Origin of the sequence: Immundisolibacter sp., from assembly GCF_050250495.1 — a bacterium.
In the GTDB taxonomy this organism is placed as follows: Bacteria; Pseudomonadota; Gammaproteobacteria; order Immundisolibacterales; family Immundisolibacteraceae; genus Immundisolibacter.
Map to the genome: position 1 here is coordinate 7,501 of NZ_JBFWOM010000027.1, position 11,287 is coordinate 18,787.

The window sequence follows — 11,287 nt, forward strand, 5'->3', positions numbered from 1 at the left end:
AAGTCCTCAGGCAGCACGCGTTGACTGAAACGGGCGATGAAGTCCGCTCGCGCGGTGGTGGCGGCGGCCGGCGTGTGGAATCGCCCCACAAGCTCCTCGGCGAGGTCGAGCTTGACGTCGAGCGGGTTCTTGCCAGCCGCGACGGCCTCCTGCAACGCACGCTGTTCACCGGCGGTGCGCGCGCTGAGGAGTTCCATATAGCGCCACATGAGCTGGTCCGAGACGGACAGCAGCTTCCCGAACATGTCCGGTGCGGGATCGGTAATACCCACGTAGTTGCCTAGCGACTTGGACATCTTCTTGGTGCCGTCGAGGCCTTCCAGCAGGGGCATGGTCAGGATGGCTTGCGGCCGCTTGCCGTAGGCCTGCTGGAGCTGACGCCCCATCAGCAAGTTGAATTTTTGGTCGGTGCCACCGAGCTCTAGGTCAGCGTCCAGCGCCACGGAGTCATATCCCTGTAGCAGGGGATATACGAATTCGTGCACGGCGATCGCCTGGCCGCCCCGATACCGCTTCGAAAAGTCGTCGCGCTCGAGCATTCTGGCCACAGTTGCCTTGGCCGCCAGTTCGATGATCCCAGCGGCACCCAGGGGCTCCAGCCAGGCCGAGTTGAACAAGACCTGCGTGCGCGCGGGGTCGAGGAGTTTGAAGACTTGCTGCTGGTAGGTTTCGGCGTTCCGAGCGATGGCCTCCCGTGTCAGGGGCATGCGCGTCGCGTTGCGCCCAGTCGGGTCGCCGATCAGTGCGGTGAAATCGCCCACAACGAAGATGATGTCGTGGCCCATCCGCTGGAGTTGTTGCAGCTTGCCCAGCAGCACCGCATGACCGAGGTGCAGGTCTGGCGCCGTTGGGTCGAAACCGGCCTTGACACGCAGCGGCCGCCCTTCGCGCAGCCGAAGCGCAAGATCCTCTTCCGGGATGATCTCGTCGGCCCGGTGCCGCAAGGCGGCGACGGCATCCAACGCGGGACCTTCACTCATCGCTACTCCCGGTCGATAGGGCTAGATGGATCAAAAATACACCTGTCCAAAGGTTGCAATCTGACGCCCCCACAAGTAAAAAGGCCAGCGTGGCGCGGAACGACACGTCGTTGATCTGCACGACGCAGACAGCCGGGCAAGCCGGCTTGATGGCGCCCACTTCATCACGAGGACGAAGCGATTACCCGCCGTTATCAACAGCTGCCCGCCGCAACGCGCGGGCGCCAAATCTTCCGCGGGCCGTCGCGAACGCGGCGCCACGCATCAGCGCCGCACCAGCTGCTGCCATGGGTTTTCGGCTCGTCGATGGCCCTCATGGTAGCAGCGCTGGTCGCTCGCACTGCCGAAAGCCTGGCCAACATCCCGGAACGGCTGAGCGAACCGGCCGTAGAGCGCCCGTACCCCCTGCCGGCCATCGAGACTGCCGGCGATCTCACATTGGAGAAGCTGGACGCCGCCTGGCTTGAGCATCGCATCAAGCCCGGCGAGAGCTTTTTCAAGGCGATGCGGGCGATGGGGTTCGAGCCGGACACGGTGCAGTCGGTCATGGGGTCGGGCAAGCTCGCGCGGTCCCTGCTCGACTTGAAGCCGGGCCAGGTTCTGCGCGCACGTGCGCCGGGCGGCGAGCTGGAGGCGCTGGACTTCGAAATCGATCTGCTGAACCGGCTCGAAGTGCGGCGGGACGAGAACGGCTATTCAGCCGAGCTTCACACCCGCCCGACGGACACCAAGGTCAGCCAGGCTGCCGGCGTGGTCACCAGTTCGCTGTACCTGTCGGCCCAGCAGGCCGGCCTGTCCGACAAAGCGATTCTGGAGCTGGCCGAAATGTTCGGCTGGGACATCGACTTCACGCAGGACTTGCAGCCGGGCGACCGCTTCGCGGTGGTTTATAACCAGGTCACGCTCGACGGCGAGAAGATCCGCGACGGCGACATCCTGGCCGCGCAGTTCATCAACCGCGGCAAGACCTACCAGGCGGTCCGCTACACCGACCCGAACGGCAAGGTCACCGTCTACAAGCCGGACGGCCGCAGCATGCGCAAGTCCTTCACGCGTAACCCGCTGCCGGTAACGCGTATCACCTCGCGCTTCAACCCCAGCCGGCTGCACCCCATCTTCAAGACCGTGCGCCCCCACAAGGGCGTGGATTACGGCGCCGCAACCGGCACGCCGGTGCAGGTTACCGGTGATGGCAAGGTCGCCTTCGCCGGGCGCCAGGGCGGCTACGGGAATGTGATCATCGTCGACCACGGCCGCGGCACGCGCACCCTGTACGGGCATCTGAGCCGCTTTGCGCGCTCACTGCGGCAGGGTCAATCGGTGTCCCAAGGCCAGGTGATCGGCTACGTCGGTGCCACCGGCTGGGCCACCGGGCCGCATCTGCACTACGAATTCCAGATCAACGGCCAGCAGCGCGATCCGTTGACCGTGGCCTTGCCGAACGCGCAGTTGCCCGATGCGTACACGCGCCATTTCCGCGGCCAGACGGCGCCGTGGGTTGCGATGCTGAACGCGATGACGACGAACCAGGTCGCGCAGACGGAAGCGACGCCGCGCCAGTAATGCGCCGGCCAGCGGTCGAACGCTTTATCGGCCTGATGAGTGGAACCAGCCAGGATGCCGTCGACGGCGTCCTGGCCGAGTTCGCGCCAGACCACCCACCCCGCCTACTCGCCAGCCACAGCATCGCGTTGCCCGCGGCGCTGCGCCGTGCGCTTGACGCGCTGCAAGCTCCCGGGGGCGGTGACCTTGATCTGGCGCTGCGCCTGCACCACGACATCGGCCTTCACTTTGCCGACTGCGTCATCGCGCTGCTCGCCACCGCGGGGCTTCGCGGCGACGGTGTGCGTGCCATCGGCAGCCACGGTCAGACCGTGCGCCACAAGCCCGATGGCCCGGCGCCACACAGCCTCCAGCTCGGCAACGCGGCGCTGATTGCCGCGCGCACGGGCATCCCCACCGTGGCGGATTTTCGCAGTGGCGACATCGCTGTCGGCGGGCAGGGCGCGCCGCTTGTGCCGGCCTTTCACAAGGCCGTGTTCGGCCACCGGCCCGGCCGGGCTGTGCTGAACCTCGGCGGCATTGCCAACGTCTCGGTCCTGGACCTGGCCGGCACCCGCCCGTGGGGATGGGATCTTGGACCTGGCAACACACTGCTGGACGCCTGGGCACTGCGGCATCTTGGCCAGCCCTGCGATGCAGACGGCCGGTTCGCCGCGTCTGGAACAGTCGCCCCGCGGCTGCTGGATGCTCTGCTGGCTCACCCGTTCCTCGCCCGCACAGCGCCCAAGAGCACCGGTCGCGAGGATTTCAATCTCCCCTGGCTCGACAGCGTGCTCGCCGGGCACGGGCCACTGCCGCCGGCCGACGTGCAGGCGACTTTGGCCGAGTTCACGGCCGCGTGCGTGGAACGCGCACTGGCGGGTCTGACGGTGATCGAGGAGCTTCTCGTGTGCGGCGGCGGCACGCGGAATCTCGACCTGATGCGTCGCATCGCCGAGCGCCTGCCCGGCGTCCGCGTGGCCAGCACCGCCGGCGCCGGCATCGATCCGCAGCAGGTGGAAGCGCTCGCGTTTGCGTGGCTCGCCCGCCAACGCGTGCACGAGCAGCCGCTTGATCTTGGCACCGTCACCGGCGCCAGCCGACCGGTGGTGCTGGGCTGCGTTTATCTGCCCTGAGGGCGTCGCAGCGCCGCGGAAGGCGCCGCGAGGAACAGAAATCCGGTCAGACGCTGAACGACGAGCCGCAACCGCAGGTGGTTGTCGCCTGCGGGTTACGGATGACGAACTGCGCGCCCTGAAAATCCTCGCGGTAGTCGATTTCCGCGCCTTCCATGTACTGCAGACTCATCGGGTCGATCAGCAGCGTGACGCCGTTGGTGGCCACCGCGCAGTCGCCCTCGTCGACGTTCTCGTCGAAGGTAAAGCCGTACTGGAACCCGGAACAGCCGCCGCCGCTGATGAACACGCGCAGCTTCAGCTGCGGGTTGCCCTCCTCGACGATCAGCTCGCCCACCCGCCGGGCGGCACTTTCGGTAAACAGGACGGGATCGACGTTCGACATGACTTGGCTCCGGAAAACACGAGCGCCGGCGCGCTCGCAACGTTATGACCGCGTAAGGGTAGCGGAGTTGCCGACGGGGGGCGACGCCGCGCGCCCGCCGCTATGGCATCACCGCAGCGTGGCGCAGGCCAAGCGTCTCGTCGAGGCCAAACATCAGGTTCATGTTCTGGATGGCCTGACCGGCTGCGCCCTTGACCAGGTTGTCGATCACCGACAGCACCACCACGCGCCGGCGCTCGGCATGCACGGCCAGCACACAGTCGTTGCCCGCGCGCACCTCGCTGACCTGCGGGTGACTGCCGGCCGGCAGCACGCGCACGAACGGCTCCGCCCCGTACGCGGCCTCGTACACGGCTTGCAGATCCGCCGCCGGGGCGTGCAGCCGCGCGTACAGCGTGGCGTGAATGCCCCGGTTCAGCGGCAGCAGATGCGGCACGAAGGTCAGATCGAGCTGCCCGCCGTCGCATACCGCGCCGAGGTTTTGCACGATCTCCGGCTGGTGGCGATGCGCGAACACGCCGTAGGCCTTGAAGTTCTCATTGGCCTCGCAGAACGCGAGATCCGCGCGCACGTGACGGCCTGCGCCGCTGACGCCCGACTTGCAGTCCGCCACCAGCTCGGCCGGGTCCACCAGCCCTGCCCGCAGCAACGGCAGCAGGCCGAGCGTCACCGCAGTGGGATAACAGCCCGGGTTCGCGACCAGGCGCGCGCCTGCGATGCGCCCCCGATTGAGTTCCGGCAGACCATAAACCGCTTCTTCAAGGAATTGCGGGCACGCGTGCGGCATGCCGTACCAGCGCTCCCACGCGGCCGGATCGCGCAGCCGAAAATCGGCCGCCAGATCAATCACCCGCGCGCCAGCGTCAAGCAGTGTCGGCACCTGCTGCATGGCGACGCCGTTGGGTGTGGCAAAGAACACCACGTCACACGTCGCAAGGCTGCGCACGTCCACGTCCGAGAACGCCAGATCGATCCGTCCCGCCAGACTCGGGAACAAATCGCTCACGGGCCGCCCAGCCTCGCCGCGCGAGGTGATCACCGCCAGTTCCACCTGCGGGTGCTGCAGCAACAGGCGCAGCAGCTCCACGCCCGTGTAGCCCGTGCCGCCGACGATCGCGACCTTGATCATGCTCGACCCCTCAAACCGGTGGCCCGCCCCGCCAACGGTAGACCGAAAGCGTTGCGGCAACAAAAAAGCCCGGCGTGACGAACAGGCCGGGCTTCTTGAATCAGCGTAGTGGCTGGGGGACTAGGATTCGAACCTAGATTGACGGAGTCAGAGTCCGCTGTCCTACCGTTGGACGATCCCCCACCCGGAACCCCCCGCCCCGCGTTAGCGCTTCGAGAACTGCGGCGCGCGGCGAGCCTTGTGCAGGCCGACCTTCTTGCGCTCCACCTCGCGCGCGTCGCGCGTCACGTAGCCGGCCTGACGCAGAGTGGACCGGAAGGTCTCGTCGAACTCGATCAGCGCCCGGGTGATGCCGTGACGGATGGCGCCCGCCTGGCCGTTCGGGCCGCCGCCTTCAACCGTGATGCGCAGGTCGAAGCTGTCCGGGCGACCGACCGCCTCCAGCGGCTGGCGCACCAGCATGCGCGAGGTGGGGCGCCCGAAGTAGTCGTCCAGGCTGCGGCCGTTGATGGAAATGTCGCCCTTGCCCAGGCGCAGGATGACGCGCGCCGAGGCCGACTTGCGACGGCCGACCGAAATCTTGTTCTGCACTACTGGCATGACGAAATCCGAACTTGCGTGAATCAGATGTCCAGCGCCTGCGGCTGCTGGGCGGTGTGCGGGTGCTCGGCGCCGGCGTAGACCTTGAGCTTGCTGAACATGGCGCGGCCGAGCGGGTTCTTGGGCAGCATGCCCTTGACGGCCTGCTCCAGCACCAGCGTCGGGCGGCGCGCCAGACGATCGGCCAGCGCCTCGGTACGCAGGCCACCGATGTAGCCCGTGTGGTGCTGATAAACCTTGTCGGTCAGCTTGCGGCCGGTCACGTGCACCTTCTCGGCGTTGATCACGACGATGTAATCGCCGGTGTCCATGTGCGGCGTGTACAGCGGCTTGTGCTTGCCGCGCAGGCGGCGGGCGATCTCCGACGCCAGGCGACCCAGCGTCTTGCCGCTGGCGTCCACCAGGTACCAGTCCTGCCGTATGGTCTGCGGCGTCGCGCTAACGGTCGTCTTCATTGCGAGGTCGGGATGCCAGCCAAAAAAGGCCGTGCATCCTATGGAGCGGCGCTCGCGCTGTCAAGGCGCCGGGCCAAACAGCGGCCGCCAGAAGGCGGTGATCGCCTCGCGCAGCGGCGTGAGGCGGCCGTGAAAGAAATGATCGGCGTCATCGAGCACCGTCAGCGGCGGTGCGGTGGCAACGCTCGCCAGCCAGCCGCGAACCGTATTGAGATCAATCAGCTCGTCACGACTGCCATGGATCACCTGCCACGGCAGCTGCGGCGCGGTGGCCTGGTCGAGATAGCCCATGCCGGCCGGTGGCGCGACCAGTAACAGGCTCGCCGCGCCGGCCGCAACGTGGCCGCGCAAGGCCACGGCCGAGCCAAACGAGAAGCCGGCCAGATGCAGCGCTCGCCCCGGATACTCCCGGCGCGCCCAGGCGACCACGGCGAGCAGGTCGTCCACCTCGCCGACGCCCTGACCGAACGCCCCGCCGCTGCGACCGACGCCGCGAAAATTGAAGCGCACCGCGATGGCGCCAAGCGCGTTGGCCGCGCGCGCCAGCGTGTAGACCACCTTGTTGTCGAGCGTACCGCCGTACTGCGGGTGCGGGTGGCAAATCACGCACAGCGGGCCAGTCGGCAGCTCGGGCGCCTCGACCAGCAGTTCGAGCGGCCCGACCGGACCCGGAATTTCAAAGCGCGCCCTGGCGCTGTTCGGCCTGTCCATGGTGAGTGGCGCATGCGGCGGAAAATGGCGCCCAGTATAGACTTGGGCGCCGCACCCAGCCGCCGGTGACGCCCATGTCCGACCTGCACCTGAGCCCGCTCGACCGTCTGTTGCTGATCGCCGATCAGGCGCTGCGCGGCTTGCCGGGCGGTTCGCGCAGCGCGCAGCCCAGCCCCGCGGACGCCACGCCGCAAGCCGACGACCTCACCGCCGAGGAACGCCGGCACGCCGCGGCGCTGATGCGCGTCAACCACGCGGGCGAGCTCGCCGCGCAGGGCCTTTACCTTGGCCAGTCGCTGACGGCGCGCACCGCCGACACCGCCGCGCACCTGCGCGCCGCCGGGGCCGAGGAGAAAGCGCACGTTGCCTGGTGCCGCGAACGCCTGGCCGCGCTCGGCGGCCGCGCCAGCCTGCTGGACCCGGCGTGGTTCGCGGGATCGGTGGCGATCGGCGCGCTCGCCGGGCTCGCCGGGGACGCGTGGAGCCTCGGCTTCATCGCGGAAACCGAGCGTCAGGTGCAGGCGCACCTCGACGAGCACCTGCATCGCCTGCCGGCGGGCGATGAGCGCAGCCGGGCGGTCATCGAGCAGATGCGCCGGGACGAGGTCCGCCACGGCGAGGACGCGCGCCGCGCCGGCGGGCGCGAGCTGCCGGCGCCGGTGCGGGGCCTGATGCGGCTGGCCTCGAAGGTGATGACGACAACGGCCTACCGCGTCTAGGCCGGCGCCGCGGTCACTTCATGTTGGTGGCGTAGAAGATTTCCTGAATCTCGCGCTCCAGGCGCGCCGCCACGGCGGCGCGTTCCTGCGCCGGCAGGGCGGCGGCATTCACGCCGAACAGGTAGTTGTCGAGGTCGAAATCGCGCACCCGCAGCTTCGTGTTGAAGATGTTTTCCGGGTAGACGTTCACGTCCACGGCCTGGAAGCGCGCCAGCGTGTCGGCGTCGACGAAATTCTGGATCGAGTGGATGGTGTGGTCGATGTAGTGCTTGCGGCCGCGCACGTCGCGCGTGAAGCCGCGCACGCGGTAGTCCAGGATGACGATGTCCGACTCGAAGCTGTGGATCAGGAAGTTCAGCGCCCGCAGCGGCGAGATGTGCCCGCAGGTCGACACGTCGATGTCGGCCCGAAACGTGCTGATGCCGTTGTCCGGGTGCTGCTCGGGGTACGTGTGCACCGTCACGTGGCTCTTGTCGAGGTGCCCCACCACGGCGTCCGGGCGCGGCCCCGGACCCTCGCCGGCCTCGCCCTGCCCGACACCACCTTCCGAGATCAGCATGGTGACGCTCGCGCCCTGCGGGTCGTAGTCCTGGCGGGCGATGTTCAGGATGTTGGCGCCGATGATGTCGGCCACGTCGCTGAGGATGCGCGTCAGCCGCTCGGCGTTGTAGGTCTCGTCGATGTAGTCGATGTACTGCTGCTGCGCCTCGCGCGTGAGCGCGTACGAGATGTCGTAGATGTTGAAGCTCAGCGTCTTGGTCAGGTTGTTGAACCCGTGCAGCTTGAGCTTGTCGTCGATTTCAGCCATGGCGATTACCGCGGCGGGCGCAGCGCGCCGGCCAAGGGGGGATGAAAGATGATTTGGACCCGGTTGCCGGCCGGGTCGAGGCAGTAAAAGCTGCGCGCGCCGTCGCGGTGCGTGCGCGGCGCGGCCACGATGCGGACGTCATTGTCGCGCAGGAACGCGTGCCAGGGGTCGACGTCCGCGATGTCGCGCAGCACAAAGCCGATGTGATCGAGGCGCTGGCCCTCGGCGGCCGGCACCGGGCCGCGGTGCAGCGCAAGGTTGTCGTGACCCGAACTCAGGTACACGTTGTCCGGGTCCGGCCGCCACTCGACATGCAGGCCGATGAGGTCTACGTAGAACCGCTCGCAGGCTTCGAGGTTCTCGACGAACAGCGCCACGTGGCGCAGCCCGGCGTGGGGCGGTGGACGCACCATGCTCAGTCCTCCGACGGGAACAGCTCGGCCAGGCGCGCGCCGGGATCGGCGGCGCGCATGAAGGCCTCGCCGACCAGAAACGCGTGCACGCCGGCACCGCGGATCAGCGCCACGTCGGCCGCACTGTGGATGCCGCTCTCGGCGACCAGCGTGCAGTCGCGCGGCACCCGCGCGGCCAGGCGCACGGTGGTGTCCAGGCGCGTCTCGAAGGTGTGCAGGTTGCGGTTGTTGACGCCGAGCAGACGCGGCGCCAGACGCAGCGCGCGATCGAGTTCCGCCTCGTCGTGCACTTCGATCAGCGCGTCGAGGCCGAGTTCGCACGCCGCGGCGTCGAGATCAGCCAGGCGCGCGTCGTCGAGCGCCGCCACGATCAGCAGGATGCAGTCGGCGCCCGCGGCGCGCGCCTCGTAGACCTGGTAGGGGTCCAGCAGAAAATCCTTGCGCAGCAGCGGCAGGTCCACCGCCGCGCGCACGGCGCGCAGGTCATCGAGGCTGCCCTTGAAGAACGGCCCATCGGTCAGCACGGACAGACACGTCGCACCGCCCGCGAGGTAACTGCGTGCAATGGCCGGCGGGTCGAAGTCGGCGCGCAGCACACCCTTGCTCGGCGATGCCTGCTTGATCTCGGCGATCACCGCCGCCCGGCCGCGGCCGGCGCGGGCGCCGAGCGCCGCGGCAAAGCCGCGCGCCGCGGGCATGGTCTCCGCCGCGCGACGCAGCGCCGGCAGCGGGCGCGCGCGCTTTGCGGCGGCGAGCTCGTCCGCCTTGGCGGCGAGGATTTTCTTCAGCACGTCCGGGGTGTTCATGCGTCCGTCAGGGTGTGCGTGAGGGTGGCGAGTGCGTGCACGCGTTCGAGACCCGCGCCGCTCGCGAGAAGGTCCTGCGCCCGGCCGACGCCGTCCGCCAGCGAACCCGCCAGGCCCGCCACGTACAGCGCCGCGCCGGCGTTCAGCGCCACGATGTCACCCGCCGGGCCCGCCTCGCCGGCCAGCACCGCGCGCAGCACGCTCATGCTCGCGAGCGGGTCCGTCACGGCGAGTTGCGTGCTCGGCACGCGGGCAAGGCCGAACTGCTCCGGTTCGATGCGGTAGCAGTGCACGGCACCGTCCTTGAGTTCCGCCACCTGTGTGGCGGCGCCGAGGCTGATCTCGTCGAGACCGTCGTCCGCGTGCACCACCAGCGCGTGCCGGCTGCCGAGCCGCCCCAGCACCTGCGCGATCGGCTCGACCAGCGCTGCGCTGTACACGCCGACCACCTGATGCGGCGGCCGCGCCGGGTTGGTGAGCGGCCCCAGCAGGTTGAACAGGGTGCGTATGCCAAGCTCGCGACGGGGCCCGAGTGCGTGGCGCGTGGCGCGGTGGTGCGCCGGCGCGAACAGGAAGCCGAAGCCGACCGCGTCGATGCAGCGCGCAATGGCCGGCGGCGACAGCTCGATGCGCACGCCAAGCGCCTCCAGCACGTCCGCGCTGCCGCTCGCGCTCGACACCGACCGGTTGCCGTGCTTGGCCACCCGCCCGCCGGCCGCGGCCACCACGAACGCCGCCGCGGTCGACACGTTGAACAGGCCCGCGCCGTCGCCGCCGGTGCCGCAGGTGTCGACCAGGCGCTCCGGCGCGACGTCCACCTTCAGCGCAAACTCGCGCATCACCTGCGCCGCGGCGGCGATTTCGGTGACCGTCTCGCCCTTCACGCGAAGCGCCACCAGCAGGCCGCCGATCTGCGCCGGCGTCGCCTCGCCTTCCATGATGGTGCGAAACGCCGCGCTCATCGCGGCCGCGTCGAGGTCCGCGCCCGCCACGGCGCGGGCGATGGCCGCCTGGATGCTCAAGTCGCGCCGGCCGGCATGGCCAGAAAGTTTTTCAGCAAGGCGTGCCCGTGCTGGGTGAGGATCGATTCCGGATGAAACTGCACGCCGGCCACCGGGAGCGTCTTGTGGCGCAGGCCCATGATCTCGTGCGGGCGGCCATCGGCATCACAGGTCCAGGCCGTGGCTTCAAGACAATCCGGCAGCGTCGCCCACTCCACCACCAGCGAGTGGTAGCGCGTGGCGGTGAACGGATTGGGCAGGCCGGCGAACAGGCCCTCGCCCGTGTGGTGCACCGGCGAGGTCTTGCCGTGCATCACCTCGTCGGCGCGGATGACGTGCCCGCCGAAGGCCTGCCCGATGGCCTGGTGCCCGAGACAGACGCCCAGAATCGGCACCCGCCCGGCGAAGCGGCGGATCAGATCGAGCGAAATGCCCGCCTCGTCCGGCGTGCAGGGCCCGGGCGAGATCACGATGCGCTCCGGCGCGAGGCGCTCGATGTCGTCCACGCCGATGCAGTCGTTGCGGTGCGTCACCACCTCGACGCCCAGTTCCCCCAGGTACTGCACCAGGTTGTAGGTGAACGAGTCGTAGTTGTCGAGCAT

Annotated in this window: 14 protein-coding genes and 1 tRNA gene (1 of these 15 cut by a window edge); 3 read left to right on the forward strand and 12 right to left on the reverse strand. The window is 68.8% G+C overall.

Features of this window, described 5'->3' with window-relative positions; translation table 11 throughout:
- A protein-coding gene (gene tyrS, locus AB7F93_RS13005; protein WP_428303337.1) for a tyrosine--tRNA ligase crosses the window boundary here: on the reverse strand, positions 1-980 show its 5' portion. Its footprint begins 223 nt before the window's first position; only the first 980 of its 1,203 coding nucleotides appear in the window; the start codon lies at positions 978-980; its stop codon lies off the left edge, out of view.
- Positions 981-1,286: 306 nt separating this feature from the next.
- On the opposite strand from tyrS, the gene AB7F93_RS13010 reads away from it, so the two are divergent.
- Together AB7F93_RS13010 and AB7F93_RS13015 are read left to right on the forward strand one after the other, a co-directional pair.
- Positions 1,287-2,543 (forward strand): peptidoglycan DD-metalloendopeptidase family protein, encoded by a 1,257-nt coding sequence (locus tag AB7F93_RS13010; protein WP_428303338.1) that lies wholly within the window; start codon positions 1,287-1,289, stop codon positions 2,541-2,543.
- Positions 2,543-3,658: an anhydro-N-acetylmuramic acid kinase gene (locus AB7F93_RS13015; protein WP_428303339.1), complete on the forward strand. Its 1,116-nt coding sequence runs from the start codon at positions 2,543-2,545 to the stop codon at positions 3,656-3,658. Before AB7F93_RS13010 ends, AB7F93_RS13015 begins: the two co-directional genes overlap by 1 nt.
- Before the next feature lie 46 nt (positions 3,659-3,704).
- On the opposite strand, the gene erpA is transcribed toward AB7F93_RS13015, so the two are convergent.
- From erpA to AB7F93_RS13045, 6 genes are all read right to left on the reverse strand, one after another.
- Positions 3,705-4,043 (reverse strand): iron-sulfur cluster insertion protein ErpA, encoded by a 339-nt coding sequence (gene erpA, locus AB7F93_RS13020; protein ID WP_428303340.1) that lies wholly within the window; start codon positions 4,041-4,043, stop codon positions 3,705-3,707.
- A 100-nt stretch (positions 4,044-4,143) separates the two neighbouring features.
- Entirely contained in the window at positions 4,144-5,172 is a 1,029-nt protein-coding gene (argC, locus tag AB7F93_RS13025; RefSeq protein ID WP_428303341.1) for an N-acetyl-gamma-glutamyl-phosphate reductase, read from the reverse strand.
- Between the two features lie 109 nt (positions 5,173-5,281).
- Positions 5,282-5,355, reverse strand: a tRNA-Gln gene (locus AB7F93_RS13030).
- Positions 5,356-5,376: 21 nt separating this feature from the next.
- On the reverse strand, positions 5,377-5,772 hold the full coding sequence (gene rpsI / locus AB7F93_RS13035; RefSeq protein ID WP_428303342.1) for a 30S ribosomal protein S9: 396 nt from the start codon (positions 5,770-5,772) through the stop codon (positions 5,377-5,379).
- Between the two features lie 23 nt (positions 5,773-5,795).
- Positions 5,796-6,227: a 50S ribosomal protein L13 gene (gene rplM, locus AB7F93_RS13040; RefSeq protein ID WP_428303343.1), complete on the reverse strand. Its 432-nt coding sequence runs from the start codon at positions 6,225-6,227 to the stop codon at positions 5,796-5,798.
- A gap of 60 nt (positions 6,228-6,287) precedes the next feature.
- Positions 6,288-6,938, reverse strand: coding sequence for an alpha/beta hydrolase (locus AB7F93_RS13045; RefSeq protein ID WP_428303344.1), 651 nt, complete (start codon positions 6,936-6,938; stop codon positions 6,288-6,290).
- A gap of 74 nt (positions 6,939-7,012) precedes the next feature.
- On the opposite strand from AB7F93_RS13045, the gene coq7 reads away from it, so the two are divergent.
- A complete protein-coding gene (gene coq7, locus AB7F93_RS13050; RefSeq protein WP_428303345.1) occupies positions 7,013-7,657 on the forward strand; it encodes a 2-polyprenyl-3-methyl-6-methoxy-1,4-benzoquinone monooxygenase in 645 nt (214 codons plus the stop codon).
- A 13-nt stretch (positions 7,658-7,670) separates the two neighbouring features.
- Here the strand turns inward: coq7 and speD are convergent, their stop codons facing one another.
- From speD to AB7F93_RS13075, 5 genes are all read right to left on the reverse strand, one after another.
- Positions 7,671-8,465 carry an adenosylmethionine decarboxylase gene (speD, locus tag AB7F93_RS13055; protein WP_428303346.1) on the reverse strand — a complete coding sequence of 265 codons (795 nt, stop codon included), beginning with the start codon at positions 8,463-8,465 and terminating at the stop codon, positions 7,671-7,673.
- A 5-nt stretch (positions 8,466-8,470) separates the two neighbouring features.
- On the reverse strand, positions 8,471-8,878 hold the full coding sequence (locus tag AB7F93_RS13060) for a VOC family protein (RefSeq protein ID WP_428303347.1): 408 nt from the start codon (positions 8,876-8,878) through the stop codon (positions 8,471-8,473).
- A 2-nt stretch (positions 8,879-8,880) separates the two neighbouring features.
- Positions 8,881-9,684, reverse strand: a complete 804-nt coding sequence (gene trpC / locus AB7F93_RS13065; RefSeq protein WP_428303348.1) for an indole-3-glycerol phosphate synthase TrpC — start codon at positions 9,682-9,684, stop codon at positions 8,881-8,883.
- Positions 9,681-10,706: an anthranilate phosphoribosyltransferase gene (gene trpD, locus AB7F93_RS13070; protein ID WP_428303349.1), complete on the reverse strand. Its 1,026-nt coding sequence runs from the start codon at positions 10,704-10,706 to the stop codon at positions 9,681-9,683. Before trpD ends, trpC begins: the two co-directional genes overlap by 4 nt.
- A partial coding sequence (locus AB7F93_RS13075; protein WP_428303350.1) for an anthranilate synthase component II occupies positions 10,703-11,287 on the reverse strand: 585 nt, incomplete at its 5' end. The genes trpD and AB7F93_RS13075, both read right to left, overlap by 4 nt.